We start from the raw sequence: 21,049 nt of genomic DNA on the forward strand, positions 1-21,049 counted from the left end.
GTATAGGGCGGGGCGCCACGCTTGCCATTGCGCGTCCCCGGAATTCGACGTAACCAGCCGCAAACCCACTGGAAATCGGGCATGACCGACCGCAAAAACGGCCTCACTTACGCCGATTCAGGCGTCGATATCGACGCGGGCAACCGCTTGGTCGACCTGATCAAGCCGATGGTGCGCGCCACCGCGCGGCCCGGCGCCGACGCCGAGATTGGCGGTTTCGGCGGCCTGTTCGACCTCAAGGCGGCCGGTTTCAAGGACCCGGTCCTGGTCGCCGCCACCGACGGCGTCGGAACCAAGGTCAAGATCGCGATCGAGACCGGCCTGCATGGCGGCATCGGCATCGACCTCGTCGCCATGAGCGTCAACGACCTCGTGGTGCAGGGCGCCGAGCCGCTGTTTTTCCTCGACTATTTCGCCTGCGGCAAGCTCGATCCGGAGGCCACGGCCTCGATCGTCGCGGGTGTCGCCGAAGGCTGCCGGGAATCCGGCTGCGCCCTGATCGGCGGCGAGACCGCTGAGATGCCCGGCCTCTACAAGGATGGCGATTACGACCTCGGCGGCTTTGCCGTCGGCGCCGCCGAGCGTGGTACGCTGCTGCCGCGCAAGGACATCGCCGCAGGGGACGCCGTGATCGGTCTTGCCTCGTCGGGCGTGCACTCCAACGGCTTCTCGCTGGTGCGCAAGATCGTGGAGCAATCCGGCCTCGGCTTCGAGGCGCCGGCGCCGTTCGCACCGGTGATGACGCTCGGTGGCGCGCTGCTGACGCCCACGAAGCTCTACGTCAAATCCTGCCTGCGCGCGATCCGCGAGACCGGCGCGGTGAAGGGGCTCGCCCACATCACCGGCGGCGGTTTCACCGACAACATTCCGCGCGTGCTGCCGAGCCATCTCGGCGTCGGCATCGATCTCGCACGCCTGCCGGTGCTGCCGGTGTTCAAATGGCTGGCGCACCTGGCCGGCATCGCCGAGCTGGAGATGCTGCGCACCTTCAACTGCGGCATCGGCATGATCGCGATCGTCGAGCCCGACAAGGTCGACGAGGTCGTGCGGGTCTTCACCGACGCCGGCGAGACCGTGGCGCAGCTCGGCACCGTGATCCCGGCCGAGGGCGAGCATCGCGTCGTCTATAACGGCCATCTCGACCTGGCGCTGTGATGAAGCGCCGCGTCGCCATCCTGATCTCCGGCCGCGGCTCGAACATGTCCGCACTGATCACGGCCGCCAGCGCGCCGGATTTCCCTGCGGAGATCGCGCTCGTCATCTCGAACAAGGCCGACGCCCTCGGGCTCGAACGGGCCAAGGCGGCCGGCGTGAACACGCAGGTGATCGAGAGCAAGCCGTACGGCAAGGACCGCGCCGGCTTCGAGAAGGTGCTGCAGGCAGCGCTCGACCAGCACGGCATCGAGCTGATCTGTCTCGGCGGCTTCATGCGCCTGTTCACGGCCGAGTTCACCAAGGCCTGGTACGGGCGGATGCTCAACATCCATCCATCGCTGCTGCCGTCGTTCCCCGGCCTTGATCCGCACGGCCAGGCCTTGCGCGCCGGAGTGAAATTGTCCGGCGCGACGGTGCACTTCGTGATCCCCGAGACCGATGCCGGCCCGATCGTGATGCAGGGCGCGGTGCCCGTCAGCGACCACGACACCGCCGACACGCTGTCGGAGCGCATCCTCGAAGTCGAGCACCGCATTTATCCCGAAGCGCTGCGGCTGCTCGCAACTGGCAAGGTCCAGATCGAGGGCGATGTGTGCAGGACGGCGGGAAGCTCTGCGTCGGAGAATTTTCTGGTTGCGCCTGTGGTGGGCTGAAGCGCGAGTCGTCGTCGCAAACGAAATCCCCCGGCAGAGCCGGGGGCAACGTCATGATCTCTCGCGCTAGGCTTGAGAGGCATCAGGAGACCTTGAGGTTCTCCGCGGATGATTTGCCGCGGTTCTCCACGAGGTCGTATTCAACCACCTGGTTCTCGTTGAGTGTCGAAAGTCCGGCGCGCTCGACGGCGGAGATGTGGACGAACACGTCCTTGTCGCCGCCGTTCGGCTTGATGAACCCATAGCCCTTGGTCGGGTTGAACCATTTGACGGTGCCCTTTTGCGGCATCCTCAGTCTCCTCCACTAGATACAAAAAAGACGCGGCCGCTGTTTCGCGTGCCACGCCACAAACGGGCTTCCGGAAGTCTGTTCGAGTCTTGAGTCTCAATGTCGCGAAACGCACAGCCGAGCGGCCAATTCCGATTGTGTCGAATATTGCAACATGAAAATCGCCCGTTAGCAAGCCGCGCGCGATTTTCAAGAGCGGTCCGGCTATCTGCAGCCGCTATTTCGAACCTGTGGCAGCGGAACCACAATCCGGGGCAATCACTCCTGCTCGCGCCCTGCACCCGATTGACCCACCGTTGCAGTTCAGCGCAAATCGTCGCATGCAGCGTGGCGCGTGTTGCATTTTTGCGCGTCGCTTTTCGCTTTGGGATTTTGTCGTTATGCGCTGCACGTCGCAGCTCTCGGGGACACGGCGGGCGATCCGGTTGGAGGGGAGCGGTGGTATGCCCATGCTCCCGCGCGCCAAGGCAATCGTCACCACATTTGTCATGGCAATTGTGGTGACGATTGGCCTGACCGTGGCCGCGACGCCCGCCTTGGCGCAGAGACGGCCGCCGCCTCCGACGCCATCGCCAACGTCGGCCAATGACGACCAATCCGCCGGCAACGCCGCGCTCGATCTCGGCTCGGGCTTTCTGGAGCGGCTCGGCAACCAGGCCTCGGGCGGTTTCAACCGCGCCTTCCGCACCAATCCAGGTGGCGGCGGCGCGTCGGCGAGCACGGAAGATCCGCGCTACCGCACCTGGTTCGAGGGCTACGGCATCTCGGTCCGCACCGATGCGCAAGGCGACTTCGTCGGCGACAAGCGCAAGACCTTCGGCGGCGTTGCCGGCTTCGGCGCACGGGTTGCGCCTGGCGTCAATCTCGGCTTCTCGGTCGACCAGAGCCACACCGACATCGACGTGCCGCTTGCGCTGCAGTCCGCAACGCTTGACCTGACGCAGCTCGGTTTCAACGGCTCGGTCGACAAGGGACCATGGACCTGGGCCTTCGCGCTGGTGCACGGTTTCGGCAAGGTCCACTCCAGCCGGGATACCGGCTTCGGCCTTGCGACTGCGGGCTATCGTGCTGCGGTCGACGGCGCCTTGACCGAGATCAGCTACTACTGGACCAAGGACCAGATGCGCATCGTGCCCAAGGGCGCGGTCGAATATGTGCGCGCCACCAGCGCGGCATTCCAGGAGGCCGGCGGCCTTGATCCGCTCAACGTCGGTTCCACCACGCTCTCACGCGCGCGCGTCATGATCGGCGCCGAGATCGGCCGCTACTTCATCCTCGACCAGAAGATCCTGGACCTGTCCGCCTACGGCAAGTTCGTCGACAATTTCCACCAGGACCTCGGATCGATTCAGGTCAGCCTGGGGACCCAGAGCATCGTCGTGCCCGGCATCGGCGAGAGCCGTTACGGCATGGATGCCGGCGCCTCGGCCTCGCTCAGCCTGACCAACACGGCGCGGCTCTACGTCAATTACGACGGAAAGTTCCGCAACGAGCTGACGTCGCACCAGGGCACGGCCGGCTTCGAATATCGTTGGTAAGCTGGATCCCGCTGGCGTCTAAAACGCGATGGGATGAAGATGAATCACCATCGCGCTTTTTGAGCTGATCTTTCCGGAAAACCGCTACGCACTTTTCCGCATCATGCTCTACGTCGGCGTCGCCGCGACGTAACCGCTCAGTCCAAACCCTTCGCGCACGGCCGTCATCATCGGCACCAGCGCGTTCGGGTGGATGAACTCGTCGCGGAAGCAGGGATAGGTCCTGGGATCGAAGATCCTCTTCAGCCAGTCGACCACGATCTTGTGGCGTTCGGAACTGCGGAACTCCCTGTGATAAGTGAGCCAGAGATCGGCGTGGTGGCTGACGCCGAGATCGACGGCGACGAGCGGCGCGCCGAGCGCGATCGACACGGTCGGCAGGAAGCCGATGCCGGCGCCGCGTTCGACCGCATAGAGCGCCCCGACGGATGAATTGGTCTTGATCCCGACGATACCTTCGAGCGACGTCAGCCCGAGAATGCGGGCATAGGCGCTATCGTCGATTTGCGGGGCGGTCTGTTTGACGATGCGATGGTTCTTCAAATCGGCGAGCGTTGCCGGCACGCCGTAGAGGGTCTCGTATTCCCTGGAGACGAAGGGATAGATGTGGAGGCGGCCGAGCTTGGTGACGATCAGATCGGGATTGGTCGGCGGCTCGAGCTGGATCGCGATATCGGATTCGAGCCGCGCGACGTCGGCCTGCTCCATCGCGCAGCGCAGGTCGACGGTGATCTTGTGATAGGTCTTCTGGAAGTCGATCAGCCGCGGCAGGATCCAGAAATTGCCGGGGCCTTCCGTCACCGCGACGCGCACGGTGCCCGCAGTGTCGTTCGACGAGCGCGAGGCGCGGCGGAAGACGTTGAAGGCGTGGCGCTCCATGTGCGCAACGTCGGCGATCATCGCGGTGCCTTCGTCGCTGAGCGTCAGCCCGCTCTGGTCGCGCAGGAACAGCTTGCAGCCGATGCTCTCTTCGAGCCGGTCGATCCTGCGCATCAAGGTGGTCGAGGTGAGCCCGAGCTCCTCGGCCGCGTTGCGAAAACTTTTATATTTTGCGCACGCTAAAAACAGTTTCAAATCGTCCCAGGATGCATCCAGGGCTTCTTCACGGTGCTGCATCATCGCAGCACCCCGGTGCAATAACTGCTGCATACTCCTGATCCCCAACCGCTAAGCTCAATGTCGTAGCGGGGCGCTGAAGGCTTCGAACGATAGTGGGACGACATGAGTATGGGAAGGGTCTCGTTTGCCGCAAGGCATGATTTCGATGCGCTGCCGCAAAGCCCGGACGTCGATGTCCGTTGCGCGCAATTTTCCGAAATTGCGGCGCTTTCGGAGATGGCGCATCGGCTGGTGCCCGGCGTAGAGATCGGCGCGGCCGAGCTTGCGAAATATCTCACCTTTGATCCTCAGAGCATCCTGACGTTCAGCCGCAAGGGCAAGCTGCTCGGCGGCATGGCCTTCCTGTTCCTGAGCGAGCGCGGGCACGATGCGCTGCTGCTCGACGAGATCTGCCTGACCGCGCCCGAGACGCACTATCTCGCCGCGCCAAGGCAGGACGTTGCTGCCATCTACATCTGGGCGATCGCGGCGAGTGGCCGTGGCATCGCCGGTCTCGGCAAGGCCGCGGCTCATCTGCGACAGCTAAGGTTTCGCAGCGCCGATTGCTATGCGCAGCCGTCAACCGTGGCCGGCCGCGACATCATGAGGGCGACAGGATTCGAGCCTGTCCCAAGCTTCCAACCCGACCTCTGGTGCTACCAGCGTCCCTGGCACAGGCAGCCGATGCGCATGCCGGCCGCGATCATTCACGCAAGGAGTTTTGCAGATGCACGGTACTAGGATTCCTCTCGCCAAGCCCGACTCCCGCGCCATCACCATCCGCCTCGCGCGCGACCCGAACGATCTCATGCTGGTCACGGCGATCCGCTCCGCGGTCTATCTCGCCGAGCAGGATTGTCCGTTCGAGGAGGAGTTCGACGGCAACGACATGGTTGCCGCGCATTTCATCGGCTATGTCGGCAACGAGCCCGCGGGATGCCTGCGGGTTCGCTTCTTCGGCGATTTCGCTAAGGTGGAGCGGCTCGCGGTGCGGCACCAATATCGACGCTCGCGGGTCTCGTTCAAGCTGGTGCAGGCCAGCGTCGACTATGTGAAGCGCAAGGGGTTCCGCAAGATCTACGGCCAGGCGCAGGACCGGCTGGTCGATTTCTGGGCCCATTTCGGCGCCAAGCCGCTCGGCCACAATCGCAAGATCACCTTCTCCGATTTCTCCTACACGGAGATGCTGCTGGAGATCGAGCCGGGACCGGATGCCATCACGCTGGAGAGCGATCCCTATGTGATCATCCGCCCCGAGGGCGATTGGGATCGCCCGGGCGTGCTCGACGCATCCGCGGGGCGGGCGGTGACTTCGCCGCTGCGGGACCTCGCACTCGCTGATCGATGAAACTGGTGCAGCTACGCGCAAGATTATGCCGGTCTTTCTTGACGATGATCCGCCGATCCTGATCTGCGCGGATCTCCAGGTCGAATATCTGACCCCCGGGCGACGCCATCTCATCCGCGATGGCGATGCCGCCACGGCGCGCTGCCTGGAGCTGCTGGCGCTGTGGCGCAACAATCTCCAGCCGGTGATGCATCTGAAGCGGATCGCGCAGGCGGCCTGGTTCAATCCGTCATCCAGGCTGACCGATTGGATCGAGGAAGCGAAGCCACGGCCGGGCGAGATGACGTTCGAGCACCCGCTACCCTCGGCCTACAGCTCCTCGCGATTTGTGGACTACATGTCCAATATCCGCAATGTGCGCTGCATCCTGATCGGCTTTTCGCTCGACGAAACCATCCTGGCCACCGCCATCGACGGGTTTCACCGTAGCCACCGCTATCAGGTGATCGGCGATGCCGTAGCCTGTCGGCAGGCGGGCACGGGCGATGCGGACGCCTACAAGCAGGCGGTAGTGAATGTCGTTGGAAATTTTGCTACAATTCATTTCAGCGCCGAACTGATCAGAACCAGCGGCGCCGTTGCGGTGTAGGCGGCCGCGATCGGCGGATGGGGTCAGACATTGTCACCGGGAGAAGAGCTCAAGGAGTTGGCGAGCGATCTGTCGCGGGCGGCCGAGCGGGCGCGCCGGCTTGGCCTGCCGACGACGGTCTATCTGCTCTCGATGGCACTCGTCGAGGTGAGCGAAGCCGCGGCCACCGACGACGGGGATGACGACAGCGCGGCGTGAGGTTTACCTCGTTACGCGCCGCCGACAGCGCGTTGCAGGATGTAAGATGCGTCGGTGCCGTTGCCGTCGCCCGCATAGGCGACGAACTGATCGGGGCGGACCAGGATTTGCCGCGCCGCGTATTGCTCCCGTCCGCCAGAGGCGGTGTCCTTGATCACCTTCAGCGGAATATGAAGTCGTCCTGCGGATTGCTCGAATGCTGTCGCAGCTGCGCCGTCCGCGAGGTCAATCAGGGTGAACCCGCTACCCAGTTCCTCGAACACGTTCTTGCCTGACGACAGGGGCTGCGGGGTGAGATGGTGACCTGCGCGCGCAGGATAGGCATGCGAGCCGATCGCGCTGCAGATCGCTCCAGCCGGGCCGAAGACGATCGATGACCCCTCGTAGTTCGGCTCGAAGGCGTTGACCTCGGCGCGCGCGCCGGAGTGGCGCTCGTGCCAGGCGGCCTCGAAATCGCTGCGATCTCGCGCCGGATCATACCGGCGAAGAAAATCACGGTCGCGGAAGATCGGCGTCTCGATGAAGTCACGCGCGGTGGACGCAAACACAGGCCGCCGCTCCGCATCATAGCTGTCGAGCAGACTGGCGGGCGCCCAGCCTTGCCGCTTGGCGGCGAGCTTCCACGCCAGATTCACGGCGTCTTCGAAGCCGGTATTGATCCCGTAGCCGCCATAGGGCGGATGGCTGTGCGCTGCATCTCCCGCGATGAAGACGCGGTCCGCACGATAGCTGTCGGCGAGCGTGAAGCGTAGATCCCAGAATCCGATGTGCTCGAATTCGACGTCGAATTCAGCGCCCGCGGCATCGTGCAAGAGGCGGCGGAAATCGAAATTGTCGGCCGTGGTATCTGCGGGAACTGGGGCGTGAAAGAACCAGGTGCTGCCGAGATCGACCCGGCCGAAGAACTTCCAATAGCCCTCGAGCTCCGGATGCAGCACGCTGTAAAACGACTTGCCCGGAAAGGCCGCAAGCAGCCGATGCAATTCGACGGAGCGGAACACCAGTAGCACCATCAGCCGATCGTGGTCGGAGCGGGTCTGCGTAATGCCTGCGCGTTCGCGCACGATCGATCGGCTGCCATCGCAGCCGACGACGTAGTCGGCGCGCAGGCTCTGTTTCGTGCCGTCGCGATGCTCGATGTCGAGACTTACGCCGTCGGCGTCGGGCCGGACGTCCCGGCAGGTCCAGCCGTATCGCAGGTCGATGGAGGAGAGCTGTGCCGCGCGTTGCCGCAACACGGCTTCGGTTGCATATTGCGGCAGGCGTTCGTTGTCGGTGAAATAGAACGGGCGGACGAGTTCGCGCTGCAGCCAATTGTAATTGTAGCCGCTGAGCAGCGTGCCATAGCTGGTCATTCCGCCGATGCCGTAATCGGGAGGAATGGTGCGAGCTTCGCGCAGGGCGCTTTCGGCGCCCCAGAAATGGAAATGCTCCATCGTTCGCTGGGTGAGGTTCTGACCCTTTGGGATCGGTTGCGGCTGTTCGTGGCGCTCGATCACGATGGTTTTGATTCCGCGCAGGCCGAGGCCGATCGCCAGGCCCATCCCGACTGGTCCGCCGCCGACGACCACGACGGGCGCGTCACTGTCCGCTGAAACCTGCCTCACATCGTTTCCCCAGGTTGTCATCGCGCGAGGCGCGATCGTCCGTCCACATGGGACGCCCCAGGAAACGCGTCAAGTAAAATCTCGTATAATGAGATTATTCTTGGCTGGTGTCGGTCATCAAGGATATCTGCCGGGCGGCTTCCCGGACCTCGGCGCTGATGCGATCGATCAACTCGCCTTTGGTATCCTGGCCCGCGATCGTGATGCAGAGGCTGGCGACCGGGTAACTTGCATCGAGGATCGGGGCCGCTATCCCAATCGCGCCCGGCGTCACTTCGCCGAAGGCGACAGCGACGCCGGCGCGGCGCACACGCTTCAGGGTTGCCAGAATTTCGTCCGGCGTGCTGCCGGCACCGACGCTGCGCAGATCGGCCGCGTAGCGCGTCACGAGCGGCATCACGCGTTGCCTGGGCAGAAAGGCCATGATCGAGCGTGCGATCGCGCCGCGTCCCATCGCCATCGGCCGGCCGCGCGGATAACTGCTCGCGGGATTCACCGCGGATGCGATCGAGGCTACGCACAGCATCTTTTCGCCGTACCACCGCACGACCAGGGCGGTGCAGGGATGCATGGCCGACAGGCGTTCCAGATGCGGCGTGGCGGCCGCGATCAGCGGATCGGAACGGCGGCTGAGATAATCCATCTCGACCACGCGCGGGCCGAGTGCGAACCGCCCGCCGCGCATCGGCATGACGAACCCGCTCTCCTTCAGGCTCTTCAGATAGCGGTACAATGTCGGCCTGGTGTAGCCGAGCTCCTTCATGAGTTCGTCCGGCGACCATTGCGGCCGTGCCTCCGTGAAGAGATCGAGCACGGCAAGGACTCGATCCTGACTGTTTGCTTTGACCAAGTGGGGCTAGATCCAGCTTCGCGTGTTCGCCGTGTTACCGCATTCGCGCGTGCCGCAAAACGGCGGTACCTGCACGACTTGCCTTCGTAATAATCTCATTATAAGAGATTTTGAGAAGAATAATAGTGCATGGGCTGCCGGGGAGGGGTTTGGCATGGCTGTGACAGCTGCAGATGAGGTCGGGCCAGGCACGATCGACGCGATCGACGTTCCCGCCTTTGTCGATGCTCAGCCGGTTGGAGCCTTTCAGATCCGGGTTCTGCTGGTCTGCGCCGCCGTGCTGTTCATCGACGGTTTCGACACCCAGGCCATCGGCTACGTCGCCCCGGCGGTCGCGCAGGAATGGAAGCTGGCACGCGGGAGCCTTGGACCTGTGTTCAGCGCGGGGCTTTTGGGCCTCATGATCGGTGCCCTCGTCTTCGGGCCAATGGCCGACAGGATCGGCCGCCGGCGCATCATCCTTTCGAGTACGCTGGTGTTCGGCATCGGGACGTTGCTCACGGTGTTTGCAACGGACACGACCTGGCTGATCGCGTTGCGCGTCCTGACCGGTCTCGGGCTTGGCGGTGCGATGCCCAACGCCGTTGCCCTGACCTCCGAATTCAGCCCGCATCGCCGCCGCGCCACGCTCGTGATGATCATGTTCGCAGGTTTTTCGATTGGTGCGGCGCTGGGCGGGTTGCTGGCGGCCGCGGTGATTCCGGCCTTCGGCTGGCGTTCGGTGTTTCTCGTCGGCGGCCTCGGGCCGCTGCTGCTGCTTCCTTTCCTGTTCAAGGCGTTGCCGGAGTCGATCCGCTTCCTGGCGATGATCGGCGGCCGCGACCGGGAGGTGGCTGACCTGCTCCAGAAGGTGGTCCCGGGCGCCTCGTTCCAGGCGAGTGCCAGGTTCGTTGTGCAGGAGCCCAGGCTCACGGGACTGCCTGTTGCGCATCTGTTTGCAGAAGGACGCGGATCAGTGACGCTTCTGCTCTGGATCGTCTTCTTCATGAGCCTGCTCGACCTTTACCTCCTGTCGAACTGGCTCCCCACGGTGCTGAACGACCTCGGAGTCTCGGTTTCGGCGGCGGCCGCGATCGGCGCGATGCTGCAGGTCGGCGGCGTTGTCGGCACTTTCACGCTCGGCCATTTCATTGATCGCTTCTCGTTTCGCGCGTTGGCGCTGACCTATTTGGTCGCCGCGGTCGCAGTCGCGGCCGTCGGCATGGCAAGTCATTCGATCGTACTGGTCACGATTGCCATCTTCGCGTCGGGCTTCTGCATCGTCGGGGGACAGATCGCCTCGAACGCGCTGACGGCGACCTTCTATCCGACGGCGATCAGATCGACCGGCGTGGGATGGGCGCTCGGCATCGGCCGCATTGGTTCAATCCTGGGGCCTCTGATCGGCGGCCTGATGCTGGCCCGCGACATGGGACCGCAGCCGCTGTTCGGCGCCGCAGCCGTCCCGGCGCTGATCGCGGCAGCTGCGGCTTTCGTCCTGGCGCGGCGGGGCTAGGCGAGGGGCGTACCGGTTGCCGATGTGCCTGCTTTCCTGCAACGCTCATGTGCGCCGGTTGCCAACGAAATGACGTTGCAAGTTGCGGCCTGCCGCAATAGCCAAGATGTCGACGCTTTCTTTGGACAAGCTCATCGCTTGCACTGGTCTGCGTCATCACGCCAGTGACGCACCGTTGAGGAAGCACGCAAATGTCCATGCTGCCCAATTCGCAAGAGGCCCGGGATGTGGCCTACCAGCTCCATCCCTACACCAATGCGCGCACCCATCAGCAGGCCGGTCCCCTGGTGATCGAGCGCGGCGAGGGCCCCTACGTGTTCGATGCGGCGGGCAAGCGCTATTTCGAGGCGATGGCGGGCCTCTGGAGCGTCGGGCTCGGCTTCAACGAGAAGCGGCTGGTCGAGGCCGCGCACAAGCAGATGCAGGCGCTGCCGTTCTACCACACCTTCTCCGCCAAATCGCACGGGCCCTCGATCGATCTCGCCGAGAAGCTGGTCGCGCTCGCGCCTGTGCCGATGAGCAAGGTGTTCTTCACCAATTCCGGCTCGGAAGCCAATGACACCGTCCTCAAGCTGATCGCCTATCGCTCCAATGCGCTCGGCCAGCCGCAGCGCAAGAAGATCATCAGCCGGATGCGCGCCTATCACGGCGTCACCATTGCCTCGGCCAGCCTCACGGGCCTGCCGAACAACCACCGCTCGTTCGACCTGCCGCTGCCGAACATCCTGCACACCGGCTCGCCGCACTTCTACAAGGACGGCGCGCCCGGCGAGAGCGAGGAGGCGTTCGCGACGCGCCGGGCCGAGGAGCTCGACGCGCTGATCCAGAAGGAAGGGCCGGACACGATCGCGGCCTTCTTCGGCGAACCGGTGATGGGCGCGGGCGGCGTCATCGTGCCGCCGGCGACCTATTGGGACAAGATCCAGGCCGTCCTGAAGAAGTACGACATCCTGCTGGTCGCGGATGAAGTGATCTGCGGCTTCGGCCGCACCGGCAAGATGTTCGGCTGCGAGACCTACGGCATCAAGCCGGATGCAATCGTGGTCTCCAAGCAGATCACTTCGAGCTACTTCCCGCTCTCGGCGATCATCATGAACGACCGCATGTTCGAGCCGATCGCGGACGAGAGCAACAAGATCGGCGTGCTCGGCCACGGCTTCACCGCGGGCGGCCATCCGGTCGGCTCGGCGATCGCGCTTGAAAATCTCAAGATCATCGAGGAGCGCGGCCTGGTCGCGCATGCCGCCGAGCTCGGCGGCTACATGCAGGGCCGCTTACGCGAGCTCGTCAGCCATCCGCTGGTCGGCGAGGTCCGCGGCGTCGGCATGATCGCGGCGCTCGAGCTCGTGCTGGACAAGGGCCGCAAGACGGCAGCGGCGACGCCCGGCGCGGTCGGCGGCATTGCCAGCCGCATGCTCCAGGAGCGCGGCGTGATCTCCCGCAACATGCTGGACGCCATCGCGATCTGCCCGCCGCTGATCACCACGAAGGGCCAGATCGACGAGCTGGTCGGGGCGATCTCCGGCGTGCTGGACGATATGAAGGGCGAAGTGGCGAAGCTGACGCCGGCGTAGGGCTCGCGTTTCGGCTCGCGATCAAGTCTAACTCCGTCACCCTGAGATGGCCGCTTCTTCAGCGGCCCTCGAAGGGCTACGGCCCGGCTGCAGCGGGGGCCGCTCATCCTTCGAGGCTCGCCGCGCTACGCGCAGCTCGGACCTCAGGATGACGGTGTGGGTGTTGCGGCTGACCGCTACGCCCGCTGAACCCCGACCACGCGACCCTTCTCGATCGCCAGCGCCAGCTCGCCGCGCTTGAGCCTCAAGGCGGCCTCGCCGAACAGCTCGCGGCGCCAGCCGCGCAAGGCGGGGACGTCGGCCTCGTCGCTGGCTGCGATCTCCTCGAGATCGTCGACGGTGGCGATCACCTTGCTGGCGACCGCATGGCGCTCCGCGGTCATGCGCAGCAGCACCTTCAAGAGCTCGACGATCGCCGCGCCGTTATTGTTGTTGCGCGGCTTCTCCAGCTTCGGCAGCATCGAGAAATCCCGCGCCAGGCCACGCTCGACCGCGGCGACGATGTCCGCGCCCCATTTGGATTTCTCAAAACCCTTCGGCACCGAGCGCAGATGGGCGAGCTTCTCCAGCGTGTTCGGCGCGTGGGTGGCGATGTCGCTGATGGCTTCATCCCGCAGCACGCGCCCGCGCGGCACGTCGCGGCTCTGCGCCTCCTGCTCGCGCCATGCCGCGACCTCCATCAGGACGGCGAGGTCCTTCGGCTTGCGCACGCGCGTCTTCAGCCGCTCCCAGGCGCGCTCGGGGTGGAAGTCGTAGGTGCGGGGCGAGGTCAGAACCTCCATCTCGATCGAGACCCATTCGCTGCGGCGGCGCTTCTTCAGGTCGGCGTCGAGCGCAGCGAAGACGTCGCGCAAATGCGTGACGTCGGACACCGCGTAATGCATCTGCTCCTTGCTGAGCGGCCGGCGCGACCAGTCGGTGAAGCGGTGGGTCTTGTCCGGCCGGTGGCCGGTGACCTTCTCGACCAGCTGGTCGTAGGCAATGCTGTCGCCGTAGCCGAGCACCATGGCGGCGACCTGGGTGTCGAACACCGGGTGCGGGATGATATTGGCCTGATGCCAGATGATCTCGATGTCCTGGCGGGCGGCGTGGAACACCTTCAGCACGCTCTCATTGGCCATCAGCTCGAAGAACGGCTTGAGGTCGATGCCCTCGGCCAGGGTGTCGATGACCACGGCCTCCTCGGCGCTGGCCATCTGCACCACGCACAGCAGCGGGTAATAGGTGGTCTCGCGCAGGAACTCGGTATCGACGGTTATAACGGGGTGCTTGGCGAGGCGGCTGCAGGCAGCCGCGAGGTCAGCGGTGGTGGTAATTAAATCCATGAACGGCCCATGACACGTGCCATCAGCCGTTCTGCCGAAAGTGCTGTGATGTCAAGGGGCTCTAAGCGAATTCGAGCCCTGCATCGGGCCGGAATCGGCCCTTTCCGCGGAAAATTCCTATTCGTAGCGGATCCGGTGCGAGGATTTGCGGGCGCAAGGCAGCGCCACCACGACCACACACATGGCGACCAGGGCCAGTCCCAGGAACTCGAAAACCAACAGATCCACGGCGAAATCTCCAGAAACATTGATAGATTTGTCGGGGGTGCGTTGACGGTCTGTTAATTCTCGTGGTTACCGGCGGCGGGCCGGGCCAGATGGTGGACGAGAGGTTAACGGGGGCTTTGGGCGCGCGTCACGCCATGAGCTTCGGCAAGGCCGCAGCGAGCCTGTCCACGGCGACACGGACTTTTGGGGCCAGTCGGGGCGAACGGGGCCACAGCGCGTGGCAGTCGTAGAGGAATTCGCTCTGGCCCGCGAACAGGCCGACCAGCGCGCCGGTGTTGAGGCGTTCGCGGACCAGCCAAAAAGGCAGCCAGGCGAGCCCCATGCCCTGCGCGGCGGCATCGGCGATCGCTTCCATATCGTCCAGCCTCAGCCGGCCTGACGGCATGATCTCGCGTGGAGGTTGGCCCTCTTGTGGAAACAGCCACGGCCGCACGCGTCCGGAGCGGCGGTAGATGATCGCCTGGTGCGCGGCGAGGTCGTCGATCGATTTCGGCCTGCCGTTGGCACGCAAATACGAGCGCGCGCCGCACACCACCATGCGCTGGCCCCCGATGCGTCGCGCGATCAGCCCGGACTGGTCGTCGAGATCGCCGGTGCGTATTGCAAGATCGTAGCCGGCTTCGACGAGGTCGGCGATCGGATCGCCGAAGGCGAGGTCGAGCTCGAGATGCGGATATTTCCGCGCGAGCTTCATCAAGAGCGGCGCGATGCAGTGCCGTCCCAGCAGGGCCGGCATGGTCACGCGTAGCCTGCCGCGCGGCTCGGACAGTTCGTCGGCAACGACCGCGTCGGCGGCTTCGGCCTCGCTCAGCACGGCACGGCAGCGCTCGTAATAGGCCTGGCCGGCATCGGTCGGGCTCTGCCGCCGCGTGGTGCGGTTGAGGAGGCGGGTGCCCAAGCGCTCTTCGAGGAATCGCACATGCTTGCCGACCATCGGCCCAGACATCTCCAGGGCGTCGGCCGCAGCGGCGAACGAGCCGAGGTCGACGGCTCTGACGAACACGGCCATGCTGGTCAGGCGGTCCATGATTGAAAACTCCTGGTTTCGACTGTTCGCTCGTGGAGGCGATTTATCTGCTTTCGCAGGGTCGGCATAGCTCCATTCAGTTCAACTGTTTGGAGTGTGCCCATGGCTCGCGTCGTTCGCTTTCGTCATCATGGCGGCCCTGAGGTGCTGCGCATTGAGACCGTCGACGTTCCGCCGCCGGCAAGGGGTGAAGTTCAGATCCGGGTCAAGGCACTCGGCCTCAACCGTGCGGAAGCGCTGTTGCGGAGAGGGACCTATATCGAGAGCGCGGTGTTCCCATCGGGGCTCGGACTGGAGGCGGCGGGCATCGTCGAGGCCATCGGGGACGACGTGATCGGCTTCGTGCCGGGCGACATCGTCAGCATCGTGCCGCCGCTGTCGATGGTGCGATGGCCGGCCTATGCCGAGCTCGCGACATTCCCGGCCGAGCTCATCGTGAAGCATCCGCCCGAGCTCGGCTTCGAGACGGCTGCCGCGATGTGGATGCAGTATCTGACGGCCTACGGCGCGCTGGTCGACATCGCCGGACTCTTGCGAGGGGACGTCGTCGCCGTCACGGCGGCATCGAGCAGTGTCGGGCTCGCGGCCATCCAGATCGCAAACCGGATCGGCGCTATCCCGGTCGCGCTGACGCGGACCTCGGCCAAGCGGGTTGCTTTGCGCGATGCCGGCGCCGCTCACGTGATCGTCTCGGACGAGGAGGACGTCGGAGCGCGGCTCGCGGCGATCGCCGGATCAAACGGCGTCCGCGTTGTCTTTGACGCGGTCGGCGGTCCCGCCTTCGAGCCGCTGACCGCGGCGATGGCGCCGGGCGGCATCTTGATCGAGTACGGCGGGCTGAGCCCCGAGCCCACGCCATTTCCGCTCTTCCACGTGTTGACCAAGAGCCTGGTGTTGCGCGGCTATCTCGTCCACGAGGTCATCCGAGACCCCGTGCGCCTTGCGCGGGCAAAGGCGTTCATCCTCGACGGGCTGTCCGACGGCTCGCTGAACCCGATCATCGCCGGGACGTTCCGCTTCGAGGACATCGTCGAGGCGCATCGCTTCCTGGAGTCGAACGCCCAGTTCGGGAAGATCGTGGTGACGATCTGAGATCGTGGTGACGATCTGAGATCGTCGCGATCTGAGTTCGCGCGGCGATCAGCCGCCCTCGAAGATACGCTTTCGCGCGTTCTCGATATGCGTGCGCATGGCGCGGCGCGCGCCTTCTTCATCTTCAGCCTCGATGGCCTCGAACACGCGGCGGTGCTCCTGCTGGCCTCTGAGGATGCGGCCGCGCGGCTGAATGAGCGACAGGTTGCGGTTCAGGTTGACGCCGATCGCAATCTGCTCCCGCAGCGAGGCCAGCGTCTCGACAAAGAACCGGTTTCCGCTCGCCTCGGCAATGGTGCGATGGAACAGCAGGTCCTCCTCGACACCGAGGCCGCCCTCGCGGCCTTGCGCGACCATGGTGTCGAGCTTGGTCAGGACCTGCTGGATCCGGCGGAGAGCTTGCCTGTCGCGGTTGCGGGCGGCGAGCGCGGCGGCATCGCCCTCGACGGCCATCCGGAACACGAAGCAGCGCTGGATGTCCGGGATGCTGCTGACGGGCGCGAAATCGAAGGCATTGGCGGCCGGGCGCCGCGTCACGAACCAGCCCGCGCCCTGGCGCGATGCGATCAGCCCGTCATCGCGCAGTCGCGTCAAGGCTTCGCGAACGACGGGGCGCGAGACGCCGAGAAGTTCAGCAAGGCCGTTTTCCGGCGGCAGCCGGCAGTTCACGGGAAGGATGCCGATCGCGATCTGCCCCAGCACGTGGTCGTAGATCCGGTCGCTCAATCGTCCGGTCGAGGAGGAGAGCGGCAACTCCGCGGATTTGATCGCAGGCTTTTTCAACTCCGGCTCCGCCAGACAAGTTTTTAACATCTCAACCGGTGAACCGAGGCGCGCGGCCCCAGCAGCAATTCTCGACAGAACGGGTCGCTTGACAAACGGCTGCAATTTCGTCGATGCTCGCCTTACAAATAAATAACAAGTCGAACAAGAAATAAAGCGCGTGGGAGGCGAGAATGAGGATGAGGTCCGCGACCTTGATGGCCGCCGCCTTGATGGGAGCAGCTTTTTGCAGCGGAGCTCTTGCCGCTCCGATCAGCCTTTCGATCATCGATACCGGCGGCGACCTCGCCTCGGTGCAGACCATCATCGAGAATTACAAGAAGGCCAATCCGGACAAGGTCAGCGAGATCAAGATCCAGCGCGCGCCGGCGCCGGAGCTGCCGGCCAAGATCAAGGCGCAGCAGGATGCCGGACGCCTCGATATCAACCTGGTGCTGACCGGGCAGGACGGCGGCTCGCTGCTCGCCCAGAACGGCCAGCTCATTGCCATCCCCGACTATCAGAAGAGCTTTCCGCGCGACGGCCTCACCGATGCGGGCAAGGCGCTTTACGACGAGGGCAAGGGATTTCTCATTCCGTCCGTCGGCAATGCCGGCGGTCCGGTGCTGATCTACAATCCCGCCAAGGTGCCGAGCCCGCCGAAGACCGCACAGGACTTGCTGTCGTGGGTGAAGGCCAACCCGGGCAAGTTCATGTATGCGCGCCCGGCGAACAGCGGGCCGGGCCGCGCGATGTTGCAGGGCTTTGCCTTCATTCTCGGGGATTCCAAGCCACTCGATCCCGAGAAGGGCTGGGACAAGAGCTGGGATTTTCTGAAGGAGCTCGGCAAGTCCGTCGAATATTATCCGACCGGCACCGCGATCACCCTGAAGGAGTTCGCGCAGGGACAGCGCTGGATGATCGCCGGGATCATGGAATGGGACATGAAGCCCCGCGCGCAGAGCGTGATCCCGCCGGATTCGAAGATCGCGATCCTTGAGAACACCACGTTCGTGGTCGACGGCCACTATTGGTGCATCCCGAAGGGCGTTCCGCAGGAGCAAGTCGACATCATCGTCGACCTCATGAAGTTCATGTGGAAGCCGGAGCAGCAGGCGCTCACCTGGAAGGCTTTCATCGGACCAGTCGTGAAGGCCGCGACCCTGGCATCGGCGCCCAAGGACATCCAGGACGAGGTGAAGGAGTTCTGGCGTCCTGAGTACGATCAGATCGGCACCAAGTGGAAAGTGTCGCCTCCGCTCGGCGTGACCGAACTGAGCTACGCGATGGAACGGTGGGACCGCGAGGTCGGCGCCGACCAGGTCAAGAAATAACAAGAACAGGGACCAAAACGCGAGGGCACGCGAAGTGCGGCCCTCGCGCGCGTATGCGGGGCAGGGAATGGCCGATTCCATTGATAGACTCGAGATGTCGATCACCAAGCGCTATGGCGGCAAGGTCGTGCTCGACCGCTTTCCGCTGGAGATCGGTGGCCGCGAGTTCGTCACCTTTCTTGGGCCCAGCGGGTGCGGAAAGTCCACGGCGCTCGGCATCATCGCGGGGCTCGTGCCGCCAAGCGACGGCGAGATCCGCCTCAACGGACAGCGGATCGACGACGTGCCAGCCGAAAAGCGCGGCTTCGGCATGGTGTTCCAGAATTACGCGCTGTTTCCGCATCTGACCGTGTTCGGCAACGTCGCGTTCGGCCTCTCATTGCAGAAGCGCCCCTCTGCGGAAATAGACCAGCGCGTGCGCGAAATGCTGGGTCTGGTGCGTCTTACCGGCTATGAAGACCGCTATCCCGGCCAGCTCTCGGGCGGGCAGCAGCAGCGCGTCGCCATAGCGCGCGCACTGGTGCTGCATCCTCGGTTGATGCTGTTCGACGAGCCGCTGTCCAACCTCGACGCCAAGCTCCGTGTCGAGATGCGTGCCGAGATCAAGCAGCTGCACGCGCGCCTCGGCCTGACCTCGATCTATGTCACCCATGATCAGGCTGAAGCGCTCTCGCTTTCCGATCGGATCGTCGTGCTGCGCGAAGGCGTGCTCATGCAGGTGGGCACGCCGCAGGAGATCCATGACCGGCCGAAGAACGTCTTCGTGGCGGATTTCATGGGCTTTCGAAATTTTCTCGACGTGACGCTCGGCATGGCGGCGGACGGAACGGTCGAAGCCGGTTTCAGGGGACAGATGTTGCGGGCGAAGGCGAGGGACGGCTTCCGCCCGGGCGAGCAGGCCGTGCTGGCGATCCGGCCGGAGGACGTGCGTCTCGGCAAGGTTGCCGATGGCGTCAATGCCGTGCGCGGCAAGGTCGAGCTCGTCGAATATCTCGGCCGCGAGCAGGAGGCCGAGATCGCGCTCGATGGCGGCGCGCGGCTCTGGATTCGCTCGCTGGAGAAGCTCACCCTGGGTGAGACGCTGGATCTGACATTGCCGGCGGACAAGTTCGTGCTGCTGCGGCGCGAGTGAGGGAAGAGATCGTGGCCCGCATCCGCTCCGATTCCCGCAGCGAACTCGACCTCGTCGCGATCCTCTGTCTTGTGCCGTCGCTGCTCTATGTGCTCGCGATGTTCGTCTACCCGTTCCTCTACGGGATCTACATCAGCCTGCAGCCGAAGAAGCGCGATGCCGGGATGTTCTCGAACTATGTCGCGTTCTTCAACGACGCCTATCAGTACAATACGATCAAGACGACCTTCATGCTGGCGTTGCCGACGACGATCGCCGTCGTCCTGGTCGCGCTGTTCCTGGCCTACGGGATGCGGCGCGGCATCTGGTTCGAGCGGACCATCACGACCATCCTCGTGCTGCCGATCTCGCTCGGCGTCGTCTTCCTGTCGGAAGGCATTCTGGGCTTCTACGGTCACAATGGCTGGCTCAACCAGTTGCTGATCGCGGCTGGGCTGATCGAAAATCCGCTCGAGCTGACGCATAATTCGATCGGCGTCACCTTCTCGCTGTTCATGCAGAACTTCCCGTTCTGCTTCCTGATGCTGCTCGGCTACATCTCTGGCATCGACCCGAGCCTGGAGAGCTCGGCCCGCATGCTGGGCGCAGGGCCCTGGACCATCTTCCGCCGCGTCATGTTCCCGCTGATCGCGCCCGGCCTGATCATCGCGTTCGCGCTTGTCTTCGTGATGAGCTTTGCCGTGTTTCCATCAGCGGTGATGGTCGGCCAGCCGGCCGGTTCGACGCGAACGATCTCGATCGCGGCCTATCAGCAGGCCTTCGAGCAATATGACATGTCCTACGCGTCCGCGATCGCGGTCATCATGGGCCTCTGCCAGCTCGCGGCGCTGGTGGTCATCGTGCTGGTGCGCCGTCGCATGACCATCGCGACGACCATGGGCGTCGGCAAACGCTGAGGGGATGCTGATGCGCGGACGGATGTGGAAACTGGCGATCTACCTGTTCCTGCTCGGGTTCATCCTGAACCTGCTCGGAATCGTGACGCATGTCGTCGTGAGCTCGTTCGCCAAGCGCTGGTTCGGCAAGCCGTTGCCGCCGGCCTTCACGACCGACTGGTTCACCTACGCCTGGCGGGAGTTCGAGCTCTCGCACGTTCTCTTCATCACGCTGTTCATTGCACTCGCGGTGGTGTTCATCGCGCTGGCGATCGGCTTTCCGGCGGCTTACGTGCTGGCCCGGCGGAATTTCAACGCCAAGCCGATCCTGCTGCTGCTCTATTTCCTGCCGCTGCTGATCCCGCAGATGACCTACGGCATTCCGCTCGCCACGACGCTCTATGGGTTCGGCGTGGGTGGCACCGTCTTGGGCGTCATCCTTGCCGTGCTCGTCCCCATGGTTCCACTTGCCGTCTTCATCCTGCTGCCGTTCTTCGAGCAGATCAGCCTGAACCTGGAATGGTCGGCGCAAATGCTCGGGGCGAGCCGGCTGCAGATTTTCCGCCGCATCCTGCTGCCGTTGATGCTGCCGGGCATTCTGACGGCGGGCCTGCTGGTCCTCGTCAACACGATCTCGAACTTCGAGCTGGCATTCCTGCTTGCCGGCGGCGGCTCGCAGACCCTGGTCGTCGCGCTGTACTACAACGTCTTCGCCGGCGGCGTGCGGCCGGTCTATTCCATCGATGCAATGGCCGTCATCTACATGTGCACGGTGTTGTCCGTGCTCCTGGTCGCATTGCGGTTCGTGCGTCCGACGCAGATGGTGTTCAGGCTCGACGGCAAGCGCAACTGACGCGGCTGCCCCTCAAATGAGTTCGGC

At 64.3% G+C, this 21,049-nt stretch carries 21 protein-coding genes; 14 read left to right on the forward strand and 7 right to left on the reverse strand.

Annotated elements, in window-relative coordinates; genetic code table 11:
- Positions 1–81 precede the first annotated feature (81 nt).
- Both purM and purN read left to right on the forward strand, forming a co-directional pair.
- Positions 82–1,155: a phosphoribosylformylglycinamidine cyclo-ligase gene (gene purM / locus WN72_RS21740; protein WP_092219134.1), complete on the forward strand. Its 1,074-nt coding sequence runs from the start codon at positions 82–84 to the stop codon at positions 1,153–1,155.
- Positions 1,155–1,808: a phosphoribosylglycinamide formyltransferase gene (gene purN, locus WN72_RS21745; RefSeq protein ID WP_167381093.1), complete on the forward strand. Its 654-nt coding sequence runs from the start codon at positions 1,155–1,157 to the stop codon at positions 1,806–1,808. The genes purM and purN overlap by 1 nt, the downstream gene beginning before the upstream one ends.
- Positions 1,809–1,890: 82 nt before the next feature.
- Here the strand turns inward: purN and WN72_RS21750 are convergent, their stop codons facing one another.
- The gene (locus WN72_RS21750) at positions 1,891–2,097 is read right to left on the reverse strand and encodes a cold-shock protein (protein WP_008551638.1); all 207 of its coding nucleotides are present in this window, start codon (positions 2,095–2,097) and stop codon (positions 1,891–1,893) included.
- Between the two features lie 488 nt (positions 2,098–2,585).
- On the opposite strand from WN72_RS21750, the gene WN72_RS21755 reads away from it, so the two are divergent.
- Positions 2,586–3,635 carry an autotransporter outer membrane beta-barrel domain-containing protein gene (locus tag WN72_RS21755; protein WP_430640402.1) on the forward strand — a complete coding sequence of 350 codons (1,050 nt, stop codon included), beginning with the start codon at positions 2,586–2,588 and terminating at the stop codon, positions 3,633–3,635.
- A 108-nt stretch (positions 3,636–3,743) separates the two neighbouring features.
- Here WN72_RS21755 and WN72_RS21760 read toward each other — a convergent pair whose 3' ends face one another.
- Positions 3,744–4,784, reverse strand: coding sequence for a LysR family transcriptional regulator (locus WN72_RS21760; protein WP_092219138.1), 1,041 nt, complete (start codon positions 4,782–4,784; stop codon positions 3,744–3,746).
- Between the two features lie 72 nt (positions 4,785–4,856).
- Here WN72_RS21760 and WN72_RS21765 point away from each other — a divergent pair, with 72 nt between their 5' ends.
- From WN72_RS21765 to WN72_RS21780, 4 genes are read left to right on the forward strand one after another with little or no spacing between them, the layout of a single operon-like run.
- Positions 4,857–5,474, forward strand: a complete 618-nt coding sequence (locus tag WN72_RS21765) for a hypothetical protein (protein WP_167381094.1) — start codon at positions 4,857–4,859, stop codon at positions 5,472–5,474.
- The gene (locus WN72_RS21770; RefSeq protein WP_027557621.1) at positions 5,461–6,081 is read left to right on the forward strand and encodes a GNAT family N-acetyltransferase; all 621 of its coding nucleotides are present in this window, start codon (positions 5,461–5,463) and stop codon (positions 6,079–6,081) included. Before WN72_RS21765 ends, WN72_RS21770 begins: the two co-directional genes overlap by 14 nt.
- A gap of 25 nt (positions 6,082–6,106) precedes the next feature.
- The gene (locus WN72_RS21775; protein ID WP_027557622.1) at positions 6,107–6,670 is read left to right on the forward strand and encodes an isochorismatase family protein; all 564 of its coding nucleotides are present in this window, start codon (positions 6,107–6,109) and stop codon (positions 6,668–6,670) included.
- A gap of 30 nt (positions 6,671–6,700) precedes the next feature.
- The gene (locus WN72_RS21780) at positions 6,701–6,868 is read left to right on the forward strand and encodes a hypothetical protein (RefSeq protein ID WP_167381095.1); all 168 of its coding nucleotides are present in this window, start codon (positions 6,701–6,703) and stop codon (positions 6,866–6,868) included.
- 11 nt (positions 6,869–6,879) lie between these two features.
- Here the strand turns inward: WN72_RS21780 and WN72_RS21785 are convergent, their stop codons facing one another.
- Positions 6,880–8,412 (reverse strand): FAD-dependent monooxygenase, encoded by a 1,533-nt coding sequence (locus tag WN72_RS21785; RefSeq protein ID WP_244553940.1) that lies wholly within the window; start codon positions 8,410–8,412, stop codon positions 6,880–6,882.
- Positions 8,413–8,569: 157 nt separating this feature from the next.
- Positions 8,570–9,289 (reverse strand): IclR family transcriptional regulator, encoded by a 720-nt coding sequence (locus tag WN72_RS21790; protein ID WP_244553938.1) that lies wholly within the window; start codon positions 9,287–9,289, stop codon positions 8,570–8,572.
- 190 nt (positions 9,290–9,479) lie between these two features.
- On the opposite strand from WN72_RS21790, the gene WN72_RS21795 reads away from it, so the two are divergent.
- Both WN72_RS21795 and WN72_RS21800 read left to right on the forward strand, forming a co-directional pair.
- Positions 9,480–10,820 (forward strand): MFS transporter, encoded by a 1,341-nt coding sequence (locus WN72_RS21795; protein WP_194483029.1) that lies wholly within the window; start codon positions 9,480–9,482, stop codon positions 10,818–10,820.
- A 191-nt stretch (positions 10,821–11,011) separates the two neighbouring features.
- The gene (locus WN72_RS21800) at positions 11,012–12,394 is read left to right on the forward strand and encodes an aspartate aminotransferase family protein (protein WP_092219147.1); all 1,383 of its coding nucleotides are present in this window, start codon (positions 11,012–11,014) and stop codon (positions 12,392–12,394) included.
- 176 nt (positions 12,395–12,570) lie between these two features.
- Here WN72_RS21800 and rnd read toward each other — a convergent pair whose 3' ends face one another.
- Together rnd and WN72_RS21810 are read right to left on the reverse strand one after the other, a co-directional pair.
- Positions 12,571–13,719 carry a ribonuclease D gene (rnd, locus tag WN72_RS21805; RefSeq protein WP_027557627.1) on the reverse strand — a complete coding sequence of 383 codons (1,149 nt, stop codon included), beginning with the start codon at positions 13,717–13,719 and terminating at the stop codon, positions 12,571–12,573.
- Between the two features lie 355 nt (positions 13,720–14,074).
- Positions 14,075–14,974, reverse strand: a complete 900-nt coding sequence (locus WN72_RS21810) for a LysR family transcriptional regulator (protein WP_092219149.1) — start codon at positions 14,972–14,974, stop codon at positions 14,075–14,077.
- A 102-nt stretch (positions 14,975–15,076) separates the two neighbouring features.
- On the opposite strand from WN72_RS21810, the gene WN72_RS21815 reads away from it, so the two are divergent.
- The gene (locus tag WN72_RS21815; RefSeq protein ID WP_092219150.1) at positions 15,077–16,066 is read left to right on the forward strand and encodes a zinc-dependent alcohol dehydrogenase family protein; all 990 of its coding nucleotides are present in this window, start codon (positions 15,077–15,079) and stop codon (positions 16,064–16,066) included.
- 48 nt (positions 16,067–16,114) lie between these two features.
- Here the strand turns inward: WN72_RS21815 and WN72_RS21820 are convergent, their stop codons facing one another.
- Complete coding sequence (locus WN72_RS21820; protein WP_208617517.1) at positions 16,115–16,849, reverse strand: FadR/GntR family transcriptional regulator; 735 nt, start codon at positions 16,847–16,849, stop codon at positions 16,115–16,117.
- A 173-nt stretch (positions 16,850–17,022) separates the two neighbouring features.
- Between WN72_RS21820 and WN72_RS21825 the strand changes: the two genes are divergently transcribed.
- The 4 genes from WN72_RS21825 (at position 17,023) to WN72_RS21840 (ending at position 21,022) form a co-directional block, all read left to right on the forward strand.
- Complete coding sequence (locus WN72_RS21825; protein ID WP_092219154.1) at positions 17,023–18,162, forward strand: ABC transporter substrate-binding protein; 1,140 nt, start codon at positions 17,023–17,025, stop codon at positions 18,160–18,162.
- A gap of 67 nt (positions 18,163–18,229) precedes the next feature.
- On the forward strand, positions 18,230–19,294 hold the full coding sequence (locus WN72_RS21830) for an ABC transporter ATP-binding protein (RefSeq protein ID WP_092219156.1): 1,065 nt from the start codon (positions 18,230–18,232) through the stop codon (positions 19,292–19,294).
- An 11-nt stretch (positions 19,295–19,305) separates the two neighbouring features.
- A complete protein-coding gene (locus WN72_RS21835; RefSeq protein ID WP_027557633.1) occupies positions 19,306–20,190 on the forward strand; it encodes an ABC transporter permease in 885 nt (294 codons plus the stop codon).
- 10 nt (positions 20,191–20,200) lie between these two features.
- On the forward strand, positions 20,201–21,022 hold the full coding sequence (locus WN72_RS21840; protein WP_027557634.1) for an ABC transporter permease: 822 nt from the start codon (positions 20,201–20,203) through the stop codon (positions 21,020–21,022).
- The last annotated feature ends 27 nt before the right edge of the window (positions 21,023–21,049 follow it).

It is taken from the genome of Bradyrhizobium arachidis (genome assembly GCF_015291705.1).
Taxonomy (GTDB): domain Bacteria; phylum Pseudomonadota; class Alphaproteobacteria; order Rhizobiales; family Xanthobacteraceae; genus Bradyrhizobium; species Bradyrhizobium arachidis.

Excerpts from the sequence above, each read along its gene's own strand:
- WN72_RS21830 (WP_092219156.1), top strand. The coding sequence starts at position 18,230 with ATGGCCGATTCCATTGATAGACTCGAGATGTCGATCACCAAGCGCTAT.
- WN72_RS21785 (WP_244553940.1), bottom strand. The coding sequence starts at position 8,412 with ATGGGCCTGGCGATCGGCCTCGGCCTGCGCGGAATCAAAACCATCGTG.
- WN72_RS21775 (WP_027557622.1), top strand. The coding sequence starts at position 6,107 with ATGCCGGTCTTTCTTGACGATGATCCGCCGATCCTGATCTGCGCGGAT.
- WN72_RS21815 (WP_092219150.1), top strand. The coding sequence starts at position 15,077 with ATGGCTCGCGTCGTTCGCTTTCGTCATCATGGCGGCCCTGAGGTGCTG.
- WN72_RS21825 (WP_092219154.1), top strand. The coding sequence starts at position 17,023 with ATGAGGATGAGGTCCGCGACCTTGATGGCCGCCGCCTTGATGGGAGCA.
- WN72_RS21750 (WP_008551638.1), bottom strand. The coding sequence starts at position 2,097 with ATGCCGCAAAAGGGCACCGTCAAATGGTTCAACCCGACCAAGGGCTAT.
- WN72_RS21765 (WP_167381094.1), top strand. The coding sequence starts at position 4,857 with ATGAGTATGGGAAGGGTCTCGTTTGCCGCAAGGCATGATTTCGATGCG.
- purM (WP_092219134.1), top strand. The coding sequence starts at position 82 with ATGACCGACCGCAAAAACGGCCTCACTTACGCCGATTCAGGCGTCGAT.
- rnd (WP_027557627.1), bottom strand. The coding sequence starts at position 13,719 with ATGGATTTAATTACCACCACCGCTGACCTCGCGGCTGCCTGCAGCCGC.
- WN72_RS21810 (WP_092219149.1), bottom strand. The coding sequence starts at position 14,974 with ATGGACCGCCTGACCAGCATGGCCGTGTTCGTCAGAGCCGTCGACCTC.
- WN72_RS21770 (WP_027557621.1), top strand. The coding sequence starts at position 5,461 with ATGCACGGTACTAGGATTCCTCTCGCCAAGCCCGACTCCCGCGCCATC.
- WN72_RS21760 (WP_092219138.1), bottom strand. The coding sequence starts at position 4,784 with ATGCAGCAGTTATTGCACCGGGGTGCTGCGATGATGCAGCACCGTGAA.
- WN72_RS21755 (WP_430640402.1), top strand. The coding sequence starts at position 2,586 with ATGGCAATTGTGGTGACGATTGGCCTGACCGTGGCCGCGACGCCCGCC.
- purN (WP_167381093.1), top strand. The coding sequence starts at position 1,155 with ATGAAGCGCCGCGTCGCCATCCTGATCTCCGGCCGCGGCTCGAACATG.
- WN72_RS21795 (WP_194483029.1), top strand. The coding sequence starts at position 9,480 with ATGGCTGTGACAGCTGCAGATGAGGTCGGGCCAGGCACGATCGACGCG.
- WN72_RS21840 (WP_027557634.1), top strand. The coding sequence starts at position 20,201 with ATGCGCGGACGGATGTGGAAACTGGCGATCTACCTGTTCCTGCTCGGG.
- WN72_RS21800 (WP_092219147.1), top strand. The coding sequence starts at position 11,012 with ATGTCCATGCTGCCCAATTCGCAAGAGGCCCGGGATGTGGCCTACCAG.